The organism is Saccharospirillum sp. ABV4_185, from assembly GCF_056159245.1.
In genome coordinates this window covers 2,282,520-2,299,837 of the sequence record NZ_JBSWUW010000001.1, presented here as the reverse complement: position 1 = coordinate 2,299,837, position 17,318 = coordinate 2,282,520, and the positions used below count along the sequence as shown (strand labels likewise).

Below are 17,318 nucleotides of genomic sequence, written 5' to 3'. Positions count from 1 at the left end.
CCGGTTCCATGAACCGGGCTTTTTTTGGCCGCTGAACGTCTTTATTTGCCTTAGTCTGACGACTCGACCGCCCGCTGCTTGGCTTCGTCCCAAAACACATCGAGCTGTTCCAAACTGAAATCGGACCAGTCATTGCCGCTGGCCTGTACCTGTTGCTGCACATGACCAAAACGATATTCAAACTTGGCCATGGTGCGGCGCAAAGCCTGTTCCGGATCGACCTTTAAATGTCGCGCCAGATTGGCCATGACAAACAACAGATCCCCCAGTTCGTCTTCAATCGCATCGGCATCACCGCTGGCTTGGGCGTCACGCAATTCTGCCAATTCTTCATCGATCTTGGCGTAGACCTCATCGGTCGATGGCCAGTCAAAACCGACACGAGCCGCGCGATTTTGCAACTTGCGGGCGCGCAATAATCCCGGCAGTGAGCGGGGAATATCATCAAGCAAACCCTTGGTATTTGGCTTGTTGGCTTTCTCTTTATCTTTGAGTTGGTCCCAGTTGCGATTGACCGTTTCCGTCTCTGGTCGCTGTTCAGGATCAACCCGGCTTTCCAGGGTGCCATCAGGAAACACATGCGGATGGCGATAGAGCAGTTTGGCGACCAGATCGTGGATTACATCGTCCAGATCAAAACGCTCTTCTTCACGCGCGATCTGCGCATAAAACACCACCTGAAAAATCAGATCGCCCAGTTCCTCTCGCAAGTGCGGGTAGTCACCACGCTCAATGGTGTCGATAACCTCATACACCTCTTCAAGTGTATGAGGCACGATGGAGCGGTAATCCTGTTGCAGATCCCAAGGGCAACCATCCACTGGATCACGTAGCCGTTGCATGAGTGTTTTGAGATCGTCGTAGCCGTAGCGGCGTTCGCTCATAACAAGCTCTTAATGGGGTTGCTGAAAGGCACGGCGCACGTCTGCGACGTTGGGAATTTTCGATAGCTGAGCCATGACTTTGCCGAGCGCATCGATGTCTTCAATTTCCAGTGTCAGTTTCATATTGGCCTGGCTCTCATCTTTGTTCGACAGAGTATTGACCGAGGTAACGTTCAGGTTGGCATTGGCCATGATCATCATGATATCGCGCAGCAAACCGGTGCGATCGTACGCCACAATGGTGATATCCACCGGATAAGTACGACGCGAACGACCGCCCCAATTAACCTCGATAATGCGTTCCGGCTCGCGGCTTTTCAGCTGCAGCAGATTGACGCAATCCTGGCGGTGAATGGAGACGCCACGACCCAGCGTAATAAAACCAACCACCGGATCACCCGGCACCGGCTTACAGCAGTTGGCGATGGAGGTCAGCATATTGCCGACGCCATGAATCACCAGATCGCCGCTGGATTTATGCTCAGTGACTTCACCCAGTTGAATTTCATCCGGCTGAGCCGGATTGACCAGACTTTCAGCGGCGTGCACCACCTGCATCAGGCGTAAATCACCAGCGCCGATGGCCGCGTACATGTCGTCGGCATTGTTGTAGTTCACCAGCATCGCCACTTCGTCCATGTCCAGCTTGGGCAGGTTAAAGCGCTGCAATTCACGCATCAACATGGCGCGGCCTTCGGCCAGGTTCTGATCGCGATCGAGCGATTTGAACCAATGACGAATCTTGGCCCGGGCCCGGTTGGTGTGCACATAACCTAAATCCGGGTTGAGCCAGTCGCGGCTCGGGCTGGGCTCGCGACCGGTCAATACCGAGACCTGATCACCAATCTTCAAGCGATGATTAAGCGGCACAATACGGCCGTTGACCTTGGCGCCGCGGCAACGATTACCGACGTCGGTGTGAATCTTGTAGGCGAAGTCGATGGGTGTGGCACCGCGCGCCAGATCGACCACGTGGCCTTCAGGCGTGAGCACATAGATACGATCGGTTTCGACATCCGAGCCGAGCTCTTCGACCATCTCTTCGATGCCGCCCAACTCGTCGTGCCATTCGAGCACCTGGCGCAGCCAGTTCACTTTCTCTTCATAGCCACGCGAATGGGTATTGCCCTTGGCATCGGTGCCTTTGTAGACCCAGTGTGCACAGACACCCAGTTCGGCGTCTTCGTGCATGGCGTGAGTGCGGATCTGCACTTCCACAACCTTGCCTTCCGGACCAATCACAGCGGTGTGCAGCGAACGGTAGCCATTCGATTTAGGCGAAGCGATATAGTCGTCGAATTCGCGCGGAATATGCCGCCACAAGGAATGCACGATGCCGAGCACGGTGTAGCAGTCGCGGACATCAGGCACCAGCACCCGGAAGGCGCGAATGTCGTACACCTGACTGAAACTGATCGACTTGCGCTTCATTTTGCGCCAAATCGAATAGATGTGTTTGGCGCGGCCCTGAATTTCTGACTGAATGCCGGCGGCCTCTACTTCGGCCTGCAAAATAGTCTGAACATTTTCGATGTAGTGCTGACGATCGAGCCGCTTTTCATCAAGCAGTTTGGCAATTTTTTTGTAGTCCTGGGGTTCCAGATAACGGAACGACAGGTCTTCCAATTCCCACTTCAACTGACCAACGCCCAGACGATGCGCCAGAGGTGCATAGATATCGGAAACTTCGCGCGCAACCTTGTACTTGCGTGCAGCCGGGGCGTGTTTAACGGCGCGGATGGCGCAGGTACGTTCGGCCAGTTTGATCAGGGCGACGCGCACGTCGTCGATCATCGCCACCAGCATCTTGCGCACCGCATCGCCCTGGGTTTCGTTTTGTCCCAGTACCGAGGCTCGTGTGGATTTGTGTTGGGTATGGATGGCGGCCATGCGCAGCACGCCTTCGATCAGACTGGCGACCTGCGGGCCGAACTGATCGCGCACTGTGTCCAGCGGCAGCTCTTCTTCACGCACGGTGCGATAGAGGATGGCGGCGATCAACGCCTCCTGATCCAGATTCAGATCGGCGAGAATCTCCGCCATTTCCAAACCGGTGCGATAGGCAGACTCGCCTTCACCCCAATGGTTCTTCGGCTCGTCAGCTTCCTGTTCCGCCAGTCGCGCAATGCGACAGGCACGCACCAATTCGTCACTGTCGATCAGCGGCGCTTTGCGTTCTATGCGATCCAACCAGGATTCCAGATCGACGGTGCCGTCACTGAATACCGGCTGGTCTTCCCGTACCTTTACCATCTAGGTCTCTTTTTTTTGTGTTCGAATCCAACCGATTCGAACCGGCGGCCGGGCCATTAACCCTGGCCGCGGCAATTTATCCCGAAAACACACCGGTGGAGAGGTAGCGATCTCCCCGGTCGCAGACAATAGCGACGATAACGGCATTTTCAACCTCCTCAGCCAGGCGCAGGGCCCCGGCCACCGAGCCACCGGATGATACCCCGGCAAAGATGCCTTCTTCCGCAGCCAGACGACGCATGGTGTCTTCAGCCTCGCGCTGGTCGATGTCGAGCACCCGATCCACCCGGCTGGCATCGAAAATTTTCGGCAGATAGGCCTCGGGCCAACGTCGGATACCGGGAATCTGAGAGCCTTCACTGGGTTGCAGGCCAACCACCTGAATCTCCGGATTCTGCTCTTTCAGATAGCGCGATACCCCCATGATGGTGCCAGTGGTGCCCATAGATGACACAAAATGGGTCACCTCGCCCTGGGTGTCGCGCCAGATTTCCGGGCCTGTTGTTTCGTAGTGCGCGCGCGGATTATCGGCATTTGAGAACTGATCCAGCACCAGTCCCCGGCCTTCGCTTTGCATTTGCAATGCCAGGTCGCGGGCGTATTCCATGCCCTGCTCCTGGGTTACGCTGATGATCTGCGCGCCGTAGGCCCGCATGCTGGCGCGGCGTTCCTCGCTGAGGTTCTCCGGCATGATCAACACCATGCGATAACCCTTAATAGCGGCCGCCATCGCCAGCGCAATACCGGTATTGCCACTGGTGGCTTCGATCAGAGTATCGCCGGCCTGAATATCACCCCGCGCCTCGGCGCGCTGAATCATGCTCATGGCCGGACGATCTTTGACCGAACCCGCCGGGTTGTTACCTTCAAGCTTCAGCAGGATGGTGTTGGTTCCGCCTGCGCCCATGCGCTGCAGACGGACCAGAGGGGTGTTACCGACAAAATCTTCGATCGTCGGGTAAGACGGCATACTGGCCTCCTGACGTTTTTGGTGCGCCTATAATACTGCCTATTCAGTAGCAAACCTAAGGTCGTCCTCACGAATCAAGCTTAGGCTGGTTTCGCATCCCCATGGATGAGGTGTCAGCGGGCTGATTGACCCCCCGTGCGACCGGGATTACAGTCTCTTTACGTTAATTCGGGTCTTTGTCATGCGCGCTTCCGGTCTGCAGAATCGCATCCTCTTTATTGCTCTGGCACCTGCGGTGGTACTGGGTATCGCCTTTACTTCCTGGTTTACCCAGGGCGACCTGAAACAACAGCGCCAGGCCTTTAACCAACGCACTGAAACGGCGGTACAGCGCCTTGCCGATGGTCTGGTCATGCCGCTGGCCAACAACAACAGCGAGCTGATTCAGGCCCTGCTGCGCCGCGCCCTGGATGAACGCGACGCCCGCTCAGTCCGGCTGTTCGACCGTTTTGGCAGTGAAACCCTGCATTCGGGGCCGTCCATGGTCGGCCCGGCCTATCCCTACCCCATTCTTGAAACCGATCGCTTGTCGACGTTCGATTCCAGCGAAACCAAGCGTTATCTGGTACCGGTCCAGCAGGTGTCTGACTTGCAATTGCGGGTTGCGACCTCAGCGCCCTTAGGCTGGCTGGAAGTCGAGTTCGACTACGCCAATACCCGGGTGGCCCATTACCGCGCCATCCTGATCAACAGCATCATTCTGCTGGGTGGACTGCTCGCCGTTTCCGGTCTGGCGTTCTGGTTGAGCCGGGAAATCAGCCGGCCAGTGCATAATATGATCGATACCGTCGATGCCATTCGCGAAGGCAACCTGGACGCGCGCATTGAAGAAAATGCCAGCGGTGAACTGCGTGAACTGGAAAGCGGCATCAACGCCATGGCCAGTACGCTCAAAGAGGCCTACGAGGAAATGCAGTCCAACGTGGATCAGGCCACTCAGGATCTGCGCGAGACCTTGGAAACCATCGAAATCCAGAACATTGAGCTGGATATGGCGCGGCGCGAAGCGCAACAGGCCAACCAGGTAAAGACCGAATTTCTGGCCAATATGAGTCACGAAATTCGCACGCCGCTGAACGGCATTATTGGTTTCGCCCGACTGCTGACCAAGTCCAACCTGACGCAAAAGCAGGACGACTATGTGTCCACCATTCTGTCGTCTTCCCAGGGATTGCTGACCATCATCAATGACGTCCTCGACTTCTGTAAGATCGAGGCGGGCAAACTGATGCTCGACAACCGTTCCACCAACCTGCACGAAACCATCGAAGACGTCCTGGTGATGCTGGCGCCCGCCTCTCAGGCCAAACAGCTGGAAGTGGTGTCGCTGTTTTATGCCGATGTGCCAGAACAGGTAATCACTGACCCGCTGCGGCTGAAACAGGTGCTCACCAACCTGGTCAGCAACGCCATCAAATTCACCCCCAGCGGCAGCATCGTGGTACGCACCATGGTCGAGCAGGCGCAAGGTGACAAACTGACGGTGCGCATCAGCGTAACCGACACTGGCATTGGCCTGTCGCGATCGGAACAGAAAGCCTTATTCCAGGCGTTCGCCCAGGCCGATTCATCCACCGCGCGCGAGTTCGGCGGCACCGGACTGGGCCTGGTCATCTCCAAACGACTGGTTGAACAGATGGGCGGCGATATCGGCCTGGAGAGCAGCAAAGGTGAAGGCTCCACCTTCTGGTTCAGCATCAAGGCCCAGGTGGCACCGGACAGCCAGCAACCGCCGCGTCAGGATGCCTTGGCCGGCTATACCCTGGCGATTGTCGAAGAGCGAGAAATGTCGCGCCTGGCGCTGCGCCACGAAGCCGAAAAATGGGGCATGAACTGCCTCGATATGGCATCTCTGGATGAACTGATGTCGCGCCTGGAAAATGTCGACGCCCCACGTCCGGACCTGGCGCTGATCGACGTCAGCGGCGAAACGCCCGGCGATCAACTGTACCGCCAGATAGTGCATCTGGAACGTCACTGGCAATGCCCGACACTGGTACTGGGCAACAATCAGGACCGCGACATCCGCCATCAGTTAATCGAACAGGGTGCCAAACATTACCTGTCCAAACCCATTCGTGATATCCAGCTCTACCAGGCGCTGTTACAGGTATTACGCCCCGACCAGTTTGCAGCCAGTGACGACAGTGTTACCAGGCCGCGTCACCACAGCTTTGCCCGTGTGCTGGCGGTGGATGACAACGCCGCCAACCTCAAACTGATCGTTACGCTGCTGAACAGCCTGGGTGTTGAGGTCGAGGGTGTCAGCAGTGGCGAAGCTGCCCTGGATGCGCTGCGCGAGGCCGAATATGACCTGGTGTTTATGGACATCCAGATGCCCGGCATCGACGGCCTGGAAGCCACCCGACGCATCCGTCAGCAAGAAGCACCGATGCGCCATATTCCAATCATCGCCTTAACCGCGCACGCCCTGGCCGAAGAACGCCAGGCCATGCTCGACAGCGGCATGGACGACTATCTGACCAAACCCATCGACGAAGACCAGTTGCAACGCACCCTGTTCAAGTGGACCGGTTTAACTGAATTGGCGACTGAAGACGGCGCCACCGTCCGCCTGCCGGATGACGATGTGCCTCAGGAAATTGATCACGCTGCGCTGCAGGGCGCCACCATCATCGATCTGCCGCTGGGTCTGGAGCGCGCCAGCGGCAAACTCGATCTGGCCAAAGACATGTTTGCCATGCTGATTGGTAATCTGGAAACGGACCGCCAGCGCCTGCAGCAACTGCACGAACAGCGCGACTACAAAGCCCTGCTGGAGGAAGTGCATCGGTTGCATGGTGCGACCCACTATTGCGGTGTGCCGCGCGTTCAACAAACCGCTCGTCACACCGAGGTACTGCTTAAGCAAGGTCAGTACGACCGTCTGGATGAAGCCATGAGGTTACTGCTGAACGCCCTGAGTGAATTACAACACTGGGCGGCGCACACCGATTGGTCCGGGCAGTTCGATGCCATCGCACCCAGGGCCCCGGTCAAGCGTCGAACGGGTTAAAGCGGGGCCTGCTGCAGTACCGCGAAGGCCACCACAGAACGACGTTCATCGGTCAGGCTGAGCAACAGCTGATCCGACCGGCCGATCTGCGCAGCACGACCACTCAACTGCACTTCCGGCGCGCCTCTTGCGCCCGGCAGGATTTCAATCTGCTGAAAAGTGACCCCGTCGGCTATGCCCGTACCGAGCGCTTTGGCCACCGCTTCTTTACCGGCAAAACGATTGGCCAGAAACTTCACTGGCGCTCCGCGACGTTGATATTCAGCCTGCTCTGCCGGCGTCAGTATGCGTTGCACGAAGCGCTCACCCTGACGCTCCAGCACCGCCTGAATGCGTTCAATATCGACGATGTCTGTGCCAATGCCTCGAATCATGCCTGCCTCTTATCCGCGCCCGTATCTGCTTGCGCTGCCTTCAGCCACTGTCGACTGAGCAGCGCGCGACCTTCCAAAAGATGATCCAGACGAGCGCCATGCACGACCTCACCCCAACGCTGCGCCAGGGAGGTCATCCAATCGTTCTCCGCCATGGCGAGGATCGCCTGACCGGGAATCTGACGTCCATGACCACGCGCGCAAAAACCCAGTGCCGGGTCAAATCGATAGTCGTGGTCGGCGACAATCCAGTCTCCGCTATCGAGCGTCTGCCGATAATCAATACCGGCACCGACCCACTCAAGCAAGCGACGCTCGAAAAAACGCAGGGTCGGGTTTTGTCGTGCCGGATCGGCCAGAGACAATAACGAACTGGCGTAGACACCAAAAAAAGTATCGCCGGCCTGGAAGGGAGGTACCAACCGCACACAGAGTTCGTTCAGATAGAACGCCTGCAGCAAGGCAGAGCCCTGACCGAGGCGAAACGGCTCGACGTATTGCCAGTCGTCCAGACGCTTCAGTTCAGTTTGACCGCTAAGGCGGATGCGCAAACGGCGGAAGGTTTCCGGACGCGGGTCGCGTGCCACCGCCCGCAATCGCCCCTGATCCGGAGTGAGCAGTTCAACCAGCCAGTGATGTTCGCGATAAGGTCGCGCGTGCAGCACAAAGGCCGGCTGGTCGGGCGCGCGACGCGGTTTCATCGATCTTCAAGATAGCCCAGGCTCTTCAACGCTCGATCATCATCGGCCCAGCCACCTTTGACCTTGACCCAGAGATTGAGCATCACCTTGGCATCGAACAGTTGTTCCATATCCAGGCGGGCATCGTGACCCACCTTTTTGATGCGCGCGCCTTTGTCGCCGATGACGATTTTTTTCTGGCCCGGACGCTCCACCAGAATCAGGCCGTGAATGTGCAAAATCGAACCGTCGTGTTTGAACTGTTCAATTTCCACCGCCATCGAATAAGGCAGTTCGGCACCGAGCTGACGCATCAGTTTTTCACGAATCAATTCGGCCGCCATAAAGCGTTCACTGCGATCGGTGATCTGATCTTCCGGGTAGAAAAACTCACTGAATGGCAAACGCTCCGCCAGCGTCTGAGTCAGGGCATCGAGATTTTGACCGCGCAACGCCGACAAGGGCACCACTTCATCGAATTCGAAACTCTGGCTCAGCGTCTGAATATGCGGCAGCAAGGCGTTTTTATTATCGAGTTGATCGACCTTGTTGATGACCAGAACAACCGGTGCTTTGACGCGTTTCAGTTTATCCAGAACCCATTGATCTTCGTCGGTCCAGACGGTGCGATCGACCACCAAGACCACGGCGTCCACATCAGCCAGCGCCGAATCGGCGGCGCGGTTCATATGGCGGTTAATGGCCCGCTCTTCCTGACGATGCATACCGGGCGTATCAACAAACACCAACTGGGTATCACCCTCGGTATGAATGCCCAGCACCTGGTGCCGCGTGGTTTGCGGCTTGCGCGAGGTGATCGACACCTTCTGGCCGAGGATATGGTTCATCAAGGTCGATTTACCCACGTTCGGTCGGCCAACAATGGCGACATAACCGCAGCGTGTCTGAACCGGATCGTTATTCACTTAATCGTTTCTCCCAGGGCTTGAAGCGCAGCACGTGCTGCTTCCTGTTCGGCGATACGACGGCTGTTGCCCTCGCCCACAGTGGGTTGTTCCAGCCCTTCGACTTCACAGTCGACAGTAAAAGTTTGGTCATGCGCCTCACCACTGACATCCGTCACACGATAGACCGGTAATGGCGCTTTGCGCGACTGCAAAAATTCCTGCAGCCGGGTTTTGGAATCTTTGATGTTGTCGGTCAGGTTCAGATCCGACAAGCGGTTTTCATACCAGCGCTGAATCGTCGCCTGAGCCTCGGCCAGCGAACTGTCCAGACTGATAGCACCAATGATGGCCTCGACGGCATCGGCCAAAATGGAATCACGTCGAAAACCACCGCTTTTTAACTCGCCGCTGCCCAAACGCAGACAATCACCCAGATCGAATTCACGACCCAGCTCGGCCAGGGTTTCGCCTTTCACCAGATGCGCCCGCAAACGCGATAACTGACCTTCTTTGGCACGCGGAAATTGCTCGAACAATTGTTGCGCGATGGTGCAATTCAAAATGGCATCGCCGAGAAATTCCAACCGCTCATTATTCTGGCGGGAAAAACTGCGATGCGTCAGCGCCTGCGTCAGCAGAGCCTCATCGTTAAAACGATAACCGAGCCGTTGGCTCAGACGGTCGAGTGCAAGTGACACCGTTCAGAGTCCGTATTCTTCGTGAAAGCTGAGGATGACATCAATGTTGCCAAGGATGTCGATGCGTTTTTCGTAATCGAGTACCAGGCGCAATGAAGCATCGTCCTGGTTTAACTGGATGATAGTGGCCGGATCGAGATCGATATCTTCCGCGCGCAGAAACCGCTGCAAGCGCCGTTCAATAACCGCCTCGGTCGGATTCCGGCCACGCAGTTCTTCGGCCATCTGGCTTAGGTTGGAATCCAGTTTGAACTGTTGCCAATAAGGTCCGGCCAGTTTAACGAACCATAGCGCTGCCAGCGCCATCAGCAGGGCGATTAACACCAGACTGAACAAGGTCATTCCGGATTGTTTGCGACTTCGCATTAACATGGCAATCCACTCCTGGTGCGACCTTTGTACCCAGACCCAAGCAGCGTCAACGGCAATTAATCAATGCCACCAAAACGCGAGAAACTGGGGCCATCCAGCAGGTTCCGCCAGTGCATCCAGATACCAACGGCCTGGCCGAGAATTTCATCCTCATCAACAAAGCCCCAGGCGTTGTCGGCGCTGTTACTGAAGTCGCCCTGCATGCCGCGACGCAGACCTTCCCAATAACGCGCATCCAGACTGGAATCGCGGTTATCGCCCATCACAAAATAGTGACCTTCTGGAACCACCACGCCTTCACTGGGCAACCATTCATAAGGTTGTCGACTGGGGCCGGCCTGATTCAGATAAACGGCGTGATTCTTCTCATCCAGATGTTCGGTATAGCGAATGTAACGGCCTTCGTCATCGGTTACCCGACGCTCAAAGGTCAGCTCCACCGGCTCACCATTCAAGGTCAAAATACGACGGCCATAATCGTATTGAATGCGATCGCCCGGCACGCCGATAACGCGTTTAATATAGTTGGTATTGGGCAGGTGCGGCGGACGGAAGACCACTACATCGCCGCGCTGCGGATCGTTAATCGGAATAACGATGTCGTTACTGATCGGCATACGCAAACCGTAGGTAAAACGGTTAACGAGAATAAAATCACCGATTTCCAGCGTCGGTTTCATCGAACCGGATGGAATCTTGAACGGCTCGAACATAAAACTGCGCAGTATAAAAACAACCAGCAACACCGGAAAAAATGCGCGACTGTTGTCGATCAAACCCGGCTCAGTGGTGATGGGCGGATGCTTGGCATCAAAACCGTCGATATTGGCGGCGGCATTAGCCAGAACACGACGACGGTAAGGCTTTAACCAGTACACATCGGCCGCCCAGACCAGGCCAGTCATCAGACAGGCGGCAGCCATAACCAGAGCGAAATCAAAACTCGCCAGAATGGTCTGGACCACCAGCCACAGCAACATCAGCAACAGCAAATATCCCAGGCCTTTTTCATCCAAACCCGGCTCGAACAGCGCTTTCAGTTCGTCTTCGTTCCAGTCGGTGCGTTCAACCACAGCGCTCAAACGCGCCCGGTGACGCACCAGCGTCAACACAGCCAGACCCAGGGTCAATGCCAGGCAGGCCCAAAATATGACGATGACATTCATCCGCTTCGACTTCCTTAGCTATCCACTTTAAGTACGGCAAGAAAGGCGTCCTGCGGAATCGTCACCGATCCCACCTGCTTCATACGCTTCTTACCTTCCTTCTGACGTTGCAGCAGTTTCTTCTTACGGCTGACGTCACCACCATAACACTTGGCGGTCACGTTTTTGCGCAACGCTTTCACGGTACTGCGAGCCACCACCTGATTGCCGACAGCCGCCTGAATGGCCACGTCGTACATCTGGCGAGGAATCAGTTCCTTCATTTTTTCACAGAGAGTACGGCCGCGACGCTGAACGTGTTCACGGTGCATGATCACCGCCAGCGCATCGACCCGATCGCCGTTGACCAACACATCCATACGGGTCAGATTGGCGGCTTCAAAGCGGTCAAAAGCGAAATCCAATGAAGCGAAACCGCGACTGACCGACTTCAGGCGATCGAAGAAATCCATAACGATTTCCGCCATCGGCAAGTCGTACACGACCGAAACCTGGCCACCCATATACTGCATGTCTTTCTGCATACCGCGGCGTTCTTCGCACAGCATGATGACGTTACCGACGTGCTCCTGTGGCACCAGAATATTGGCGCGCACGATCGGTTCGCGGAATTCTTCGATGTTGTTGACCGCCGGCAGCTGTGACGGGTTGGCCACCGAGATAACTTCGCCATCGGTCTTGAGGATTTCGTAGACCACGGTCGGCGCTGTGGTGATCAGATCCAGATCGTACTCGCGTTCCAGCCGCTCCTGAATGATCTCCATGTGCAACATGCCCAGAAAGCCACAGCGGAAGCCGAAGCCCAACGCATCCGAGCTTTCCGGCTCGTAGAACAGGGAGGCATCGTTAAGGCTGAGTTTCTCCAGGGCGGTGCGGAAATCTTCGTAGTCGTCAGCTGAGACCGGGAACAAACCGGAATACACCTGCGGCTTGCTCTTCTGGAAACCGGGCACCGGTTCAACATCGGGCGTGCTGGCATGGGTGATGGTGTCGCCGACGGGCGCGCCCTTGATGTCTTTGATCGAGGCGCAGATAAAACCGACCTCGCCCGCGCACAGCACATCCAGGTCACGCATCTTGGGCGTGAATATGCCAAGCTTATCGACCACATGGGTACGACCGGTGCTCTTCATCCAGATCTTGTCGCCGCGTTTGAGCGTGCCGTGACGCACCCGCACCAGCGAGACAACACCGAGGTAGTTGTCGAACCAGGAATCGATGATCAGCGCTTGCAGATTGCCATCCAAATTGCCTTCCGGCGCCGGAACCCGCTCGATCAATTGCTCAAGTATGTCTTCGATACCGATGTTGGCCTTGGCCGATGCCCGGACCGCATCCTGAGCATCAATGCCGATAATCTCTTCGATCTCCTGCGCCACTCGCTCGGGTTCGGCCTGCGGCAAGTCCATCTTGTTCAGCACCGGCACCACTTCCAGGCCCTGTTCGATGGCGGTGTAGCAGTTGGCAACCGACTGCGCTTCTACGCCCTGGGCGGCATCGACCACCAGCAAAGCGCCTTCGCAGGCAAACAGCGAGCGCGACACTTCGTAAGCGAAATCGACGTGTCCGGGAGTATCGATAAAGTTGAGCTGATACGTTCGACCATCACGCGCGGTGTAGTCGAGCGTCACGCTTTGCGCCTTGATGGTAATGCCGCGTTCACGCTCCAACTCCATGGAATCAAGCACCTGCTCGGCCATTTCACGGTCGCTCAGCCCGCCGCAAACCTGAATGAAACGGTCCGCCAGCGTGGATTTACCATGGTCGATATGGGCAATGATGGAGAAGTTGCGAATATGGGAGAGATCGCTGCTCACAGAAGCCTATACTCAGCTTGAAAAATGGGGCCGCGAGTTTACAACAACTGACCCCGGAAGACCATGTGAGCCCCGACCCTTCGGGCGGTCGAGGCTCGGTCATTGAGGCTCAATCGGTTGGAATGGCCAGATAGACGATGTTGTTGCCGCGCAGCACCCGTACCGCTACGGCGCCGTTATCCGGCAACTGGGTCACCAGGCGATCAAACTCTTCTTTATCGTTGATGAATTCGCCACCGAGCATGGTGATGATATCGCCATCGCGCAGCCCGGCTTCCAATGCCGGCCCAGCCAGAACTCGTTCAACGCGGACGCCATCGCCACCATCGACATCGGCAACAATGATATTCAACGGATTGTCCGAGGTTGGCTGTTGCGGGTTGCCAGCGGCCAGCTCCTGCTCATTCAGCACGCCGATGGTGACATCCAGAGTGCGGCGCTCACCGCCACGCAACACCTCGACTTCAACCGTGGTGCCTGGTCGTACCTGACCGACCAGAGGCGGCAGATCGGAATAGCGACGCACCGGATGGTCGTTAAACGACAGGATGATGTCATCGGTCTGAATGCCGCCGTCGGCTGCGGGGCTGTTATCAAAGACCCGGGCTACCAGCGCGCCTTCAGCACGATCCAGTCCCATGGACTGCGCCAGTTCCGGGTTTTCGTTGAACGGAGGGTACATCTCCACACCCAACCAGCCGCGCTCGACGGTGCCGGTTTCCTTCAACTGATCGGCAATGTCCATGGCGATGTCGATCGGAATGGCGAAGGATACGCCCATAAAGCCACCCGAACGGGTATAGATCTGCGAGTTAATACCAACGACTTCGCCGTCGAGATTGAACAGCGGGCCACCGGAGTTGCCCGGGTTAATGGCAACGTCGGTCTGGATAAAGGGCACGTAGCGATCAGCGCCGCCCAGCGCCCGGCCTTTGGCACTGACGATGCCGGCGGTGACGGAATAATCGAAATTAAAGGGTGAACCGATGGCCAGCACCCACTCGCCGACTTTCAGTTCTTCGCTGCTGCCGATTTCCACCGCGTGCAGATTTTCACCATCAATCTTCAACAGGGCGACATCGGATTGCGGGTCGGTACCGATCAGTTCGGCTGCGTATTCGGTGCCGTCGGTCAGCGTCACCGTCACTTCATCGGTGTGATCGACAACATGGTTGTTGGTCAGAATATAACCGTCTTCAGAGAGGATAAATCCGGAACCCAAACCCTGGCGCGGTTGTGGATTGGGCTGGTAATTGAAGTTTTCCGGTAATTGATCGCCAAAAAAATAACGAAAGATTTCCGGCACTTCCTGTTGCTGGCCGGATGAACGGGTTTGCGTCACTTCAGTGGTGGTGGTGATTTTAACGACCGATGGGGAATTGCGCTCGACCAGTTCGGTAAAATCTGGCAGGCCTTCGGCGAAGGCTTGAACGGCGAACACAGCCAATAAAACAGCTGCCGCGCACATGGAGGTTCGCTTGAACATAAAACCCTACTCCTGTTGTGTCCTCTAACGAGGCTTCGCATATTAGGCTAGGTGGTAAAAATGCAAACGCCGTCACAGCCGGGTTTACGTCTCTTTTACGGCTCGACGACCGGCGTAGAGAGTGATGAAGACTGGGTCTTTACATTGGAATGGACGGCGAGCACCTGGGGCTCCCAACGCCGATCCGGATGTCGAAAACGGTGTCGTGTCACGCCGACGGCAGCGGCGCCACCAAGCATCGCCAGCAACAATTGCCAGCCTTCATTCAGACCCAGAGCCGCACCGCTCAATAAGCCAACCAGGGCCGCCAGCAAAGGCCACAGATACATCCAGAAGGCGGCCAGGCTGAGGCTGTCTTCGGCAATGCCCAGACGCACCTCATCGCCGGCTCGCAGGTCCGCTCGGGGCGTTAATTCAAAGTGATTTTTTGCCACCTGTGCCTCGGCGTTGCCCAGACCACTGAGCACCGCCTGGCCGCAACCCTGGCGGGCGCGGCAACTCTGGCAAGCGCTGCTTTGCACGACCGCGACGATCAAGCGGTCGCCATCGCTGTGAATGACGGTGCCGTTTTCTTCGACCAAGAGACTAACCTGAGTGGAACAACCGCCGCCTATTGTAGGCGGCTGACAGAGTCACGCAAACGCTCAGCAGTGGTGCGCGGGATTTCACCGATCACCGTCACCGTCAGCCCATCGATTTCACTCATCAAAGCGGTGGTTGCACCCATACGGAGCAGACTGTCGGGCTCGGCCGCCATGGCCGGTTCGATAAAGACGGAAAAGGTTGCCAGGCCGTCGCTGTAGACGCGCTTTTCCAGCCAGCCATCGGCGGACACATCGCGCGCTGCCATGGTCAGTTTGAACATTGGCGGCAGCCAGCTCAGGTCAGTCACAAACGATGCGGTATCCGGCGCGGGCATTGGCGGTTGCACCAGGGCCTGCTGACGACCGTTCGAACCGCTCAGCGTCGGTTGCAACGCCGACTCCGGTACCGGCCCGCCGACGCTCAAACGGCTATAGCGGAACTGTTCCAATATTTCGCCATCGCCGCTGAGAATTTCCGATTGCAGCAGCAAACCGGTGTCGCGATCGAGCCACAGCCGATGCGTATAGCGCCAGGGGTCGGCAGTCAGGGTGATCACCCGCGCACTGCGGCCGGCCACCCGTGCTTCACCGATCGCCTCGGCCTGATAACTCTGCGCCAGACGATCCAGCGCCATGGGGCCGACCTGTGAAAACGGCGCTGCCGGTATCGGCCGCGCGAGTTGATCTTCGGCGCCCGCCGGGTAATAACACACCAGCCGGTTACCGCGTCGAATCACTTCGATCATGTCACCGTCGAGCTGTTGCAGGCGTTCCACCGGCTCACCATCGCGCACCGTATGCGCTATCGAATAAGCACTGGTCTGATCACCGCGCCGGTGCAGATATTCACCCTGATAACTGGCGTTCTGAATGGCGTCGCGCATCTGGCTCAACCACTCCCATTCCATGGCCTGCGCCGGCCAGGAAAACATCAATGCCAGGACGATCAATAGCCGTCTCATTCTGCTTCCATCCAATCCACCGGATAGGGTGCCACCGCATGGCCACTGCTATAGGACGCGGCCTCTGCGTGTTGACGCAAATAGGCATTGAGCCGTTGCTGAGCTTCGAAACGCGCCTGGGCCGCAGCAACATCTTCAGTCTGCGCCACCTGCGTTGCCGGGGCCGACGAAGGTGTGGGTACCGACCACTGCGCGCCGACAATCACCACAGCGGCAACAGCCGCAGCCAGGCCAGCCTGACCCAAACGTAATGGCCAGCGTCGTTGCCGGGCCGGTTGCCCGGTTGCGGACTCGATATCAGGCTGGACGGCAACATCGACCAGGACATCGCCGCGCAAAGCACCCTGAACGCGTGACAACTGATGCCAGTCCTGCATGCGTTGCGGATCAGACTCCATGGCTTTCAATAGCCGCTGGATGTCCATTTCACTGGCTTCTCCGTCCAGAAAAGCCGAAAAACTCTCGTTAATACGATCCTGTTTCATCATTAACCTCGCGCAGAATCAGTCGGGCGCGCCCGGCCTTTGGTGACACCCACCGGCACATCCAGCGCCACTTCGATTGCCTCTCGGGCGCGGAAAATTCTCGAACGCACCGTTCCCACCGGCGTATCCATAATGCGCGCTATGTCCTCATAACTGAGGCCTTCAAATTCACGCAGTGTCACGGCGACGCGCAAATCTTCTGGCAAGCCATTGAGGGTGGCCTGCAAACGCTGCTCCATCTGCTCGCGCACCAGCAGACGCTCTGGCGTCGCCAGATCGGCCAGTTCATCGGCCGAGACCAACACTTCGATATCCAGCCCATCCTGGCTGGGTCGACGCCGACTGCTGTCCAGATGACTGTTGGCGCAGTTGATGGCAATCCGATACAGCCAGGAATAAAAGGCACTGTCGCCGCGAAAATTCGGCAATGCCCGATAGGCCTTGATAAAGGCCTCCTGAACGATATCGGCCACCGCATCCTGATCACGCATATAACGCGTAATGACGGTCGCGACTCGATGCTGGTACTTCAATACCAGCAGATCGAAGGCCCGCTTGTCGCCCTTGCGGGCCTTGTCGACCAAAATCTGATCGGCGTCCTGGCGCTCGGCCATGGCGCTACTCCTGAGAAGCTTTCCCTATGGACGGGGCCGCAACAGAAAA

At 57.1% G+C, this 17,318-nt stretch carries 16 protein-coding genes; 1 reads left to right on the top strand and 15 read right to left on the bottom strand.

Annotated elements, in window-relative coordinates:
* Positions 1-50: 50 nt before the first annotated feature.
* The 3 genes from mazG to cysM all read right to left on the bottom strand — a co-directional run bounded on the left by mazG (position 51) and on the right by cysM (position 4,107).
* Positions 51-884: a nucleoside triphosphate pyrophosphohydrolase gene (gene mazG, locus ACXAE6_RS10760; RefSeq protein ID WP_475147448.1), complete on the bottom strand. Its 834-nt coding sequence runs from the start codon at positions 882-884 to the stop codon at positions 51-53.
* A 9-nt stretch (positions 885-893) separates the two neighbouring features.
* Positions 894-3,137, bottom strand: a complete 2,244-nt coding sequence (gene relA / locus ACXAE6_RS10755) for a GTP diphosphokinase (protein WP_475147446.1) — start codon at positions 3,135-3,137, stop codon at positions 894-896.
* A 76-nt stretch (positions 3,138-3,213) separates the two neighbouring features.
* A complete protein-coding gene (gene cysM, locus ACXAE6_RS10750; RefSeq protein WP_475147444.1) occupies positions 3,214-4,107 on the bottom strand; it encodes a cysteine synthase CysM in 894 nt (297 codons plus the stop codon).
* Positions 4,108-4,288: 181 nt separating this feature from the next.
* Between cysM and ACXAE6_RS10745 the strand changes: the two genes are divergently transcribed.
* Positions 4,289-7,123 carry a response regulator gene (locus ACXAE6_RS10745; protein ID WP_475147441.1) on the top strand — a complete coding sequence of 945 codons (2,835 nt, stop codon included), beginning with the start codon at positions 4,289-4,291 and terminating at the stop codon, positions 7,121-7,123.
* Here the strand turns inward: ACXAE6_RS10745 and acpS are convergent.
* The 12 genes from acpS to rpoE form a co-directional block, all read right to left on the bottom strand.
* Positions 7,120-7,497, bottom strand: coding sequence for a holo-ACP synthase (gene acpS / locus ACXAE6_RS10740; protein ID WP_475147437.1), 378 nt, complete (start codon positions 7,495-7,497; stop codon positions 7,120-7,122). The genes ACXAE6_RS10745 and acpS overlap by 4 nt on opposite strands.
* Entirely contained in the window at positions 7,494-8,198 is a 705-nt protein-coding gene (recO, locus tag ACXAE6_RS10735) for a DNA repair protein RecO (RefSeq protein ID WP_475147432.1), read from the bottom strand. The genes acpS and recO overlap by 4 nt, the downstream gene beginning before the upstream one ends.
* Entirely contained in the window at positions 8,195-9,103 is a 909-nt protein-coding gene (era, locus tag ACXAE6_RS10730) for a GTPase Era (protein WP_475147429.1), read from the bottom strand. The genes recO and era overlap by 4 nt, the downstream gene beginning before the upstream one ends.
* Positions 9,100-9,783, bottom strand: coding sequence for a ribonuclease III (rnc, locus tag ACXAE6_RS10725; protein ID WP_475147425.1), 684 nt, complete (start codon positions 9,781-9,783; stop codon positions 9,100-9,102). The genes era and rnc overlap by 4 nt, the downstream gene beginning before the upstream one ends.
* Positions 9,784-9,786: 3 nt before the next feature.
* Positions 9,787-10,155: a DUF4845 domain-containing protein gene (locus ACXAE6_RS10720; protein WP_475147422.1), complete on the bottom strand. Its 369-nt coding sequence runs from the start codon at positions 10,153-10,155 to the stop codon at positions 9,787-9,789.
* Positions 10,156-10,211: 56 nt separating this feature from the next.
* Positions 10,212-11,321, bottom strand: a complete 1,110-nt coding sequence (gene lepB / locus ACXAE6_RS10715; RefSeq protein ID WP_475147420.1) for a signal peptidase I — start codon at positions 11,319-11,321, stop codon at positions 10,212-10,214.
* 14 nt (positions 11,322-11,335) lie between these two features.
* Entirely contained in the window at positions 11,336-13,138 is a 1,803-nt protein-coding gene (gene lepA / locus ACXAE6_RS10710) for a translation elongation factor 4 (protein ID WP_475147418.1), read from the bottom strand.
* Positions 13,139-13,247: 109 nt separating this feature from the next.
* Positions 13,248-14,624, bottom strand: coding sequence for a DegQ family serine endoprotease (locus ACXAE6_RS10705; RefSeq protein WP_475147415.1), 1,377 nt, complete (start codon positions 14,622-14,624; stop codon positions 13,248-13,250).
* Between the two features lie 95 nt (positions 14,625-14,719).
* Complete coding sequence (locus ACXAE6_RS10700; protein WP_475147412.1) at positions 14,720-15,205, bottom strand: SoxR reducing system RseC family protein; 486 nt, start codon at positions 15,203-15,205, stop codon at positions 14,720-14,722.
* 29 nt (positions 15,206-15,234) lie between these two features.
* Positions 15,235-16,170, bottom strand: a complete 936-nt coding sequence (locus ACXAE6_RS10695; protein WP_475147408.1) for a MucB/RseB C-terminal domain-containing protein — start codon at positions 16,168-16,170, stop codon at positions 15,235-15,237.
* The gene (locus ACXAE6_RS10690; RefSeq protein WP_475147406.1) at positions 16,167-16,655 is read right to left on the bottom strand and encodes a sigma-E factor negative regulatory protein; all 489 of its coding nucleotides are present in this window, start codon (positions 16,653-16,655) and stop codon (positions 16,167-16,169) included. The genes ACXAE6_RS10695 and ACXAE6_RS10690 overlap by 4 nt, the downstream gene beginning before the upstream one ends.
* A gap of 2 nt (positions 16,656-16,657) precedes the next feature.
* The gene (gene rpoE / locus ACXAE6_RS10685) at positions 16,658-17,269 is read right to left on the bottom strand and encodes an RNA polymerase sigma factor RpoE (protein WP_392804341.1); all 612 of its coding nucleotides are present in this window, start codon (positions 17,267-17,269) and stop codon (positions 16,658-16,660) included.
* Between the last annotated feature and the right edge of the window lie 49 nt (positions 17,270-17,318).

Bases quoted from the DNA above. Each gene is read 5' to 3' on its own strand.
- relA (WP_475147446.1), bottom strand. From the start codon at position 3,137: ATGGTAAAGGTACGGGAAGACCAGCCGGTATTCAGTGACGGCACCGTC.
- ACXAE6_RS10705 (WP_475147415.1), bottom strand. From the start codon at position 14,624: ATGTTCAAGCGAACCTCCATGTGCGCGGCAGCTGTTTTATTGGCTGTG.
- mazG (WP_475147448.1), bottom strand. From the start codon at position 884: ATGAGCGAACGCCGCTACGGCTACGACGATCTCAAAACACTCATGCAA.
- rpoE (WP_392804341.1), bottom strand. From the start codon at position 17,269: ATGGCCGAGCGCCAGGACGCCGATCAGATTTTGGTCGACAAGGCCCGC.
- ACXAE6_RS10745 (WP_475147441.1), top strand. From the start codon at position 4,289: ATGCGCGCTTCCGGTCTGCAGAATCGCATCCTCTTTATTGCTCTGGCA.
- acpS (WP_475147437.1), bottom strand. From the start codon at position 7,497: ATGATTCGAGGCATTGGCACAGACATCGTCGATATTGAACGCATTCAG.
- ACXAE6_RS10720 (WP_475147422.1), bottom strand. From the start codon at position 10,155: ATGTTAATGCGAAGTCGCAAACAATCCGGAATGACCTTGTTCAGTCTG.
- lepB (WP_475147420.1), bottom strand. From the start codon at position 11,321: ATGAATGTCATCGTCATATTTTGGGCCTGCCTGGCATTGACCCTGGGT.
- ACXAE6_RS10690 (WP_475147406.1), bottom strand. From the start codon at position 16,655: ATGAAACAGGATCGTATTAACGAGAGTTTTTCGGCTTTTCTGGACGGA.
- ACXAE6_RS10695 (WP_475147408.1), bottom strand. From the start codon at position 16,170: ATGAGACGGCTATTGATCGTCCTGGCATTGATGTTTTCCTGGCCGGCG.
- cysM (WP_475147444.1), bottom strand. From the start codon at position 4,107: ATGCCGTCTTACCCGACGATCGAAGATTTTGTCGGTAACACCCCTCTG.
- recO (WP_475147432.1), bottom strand. From the start codon at position 8,198: ATGAAACCGCGTCGCGCGCCCGACCAGCCGGCCTTTGTGCTGCACGCG.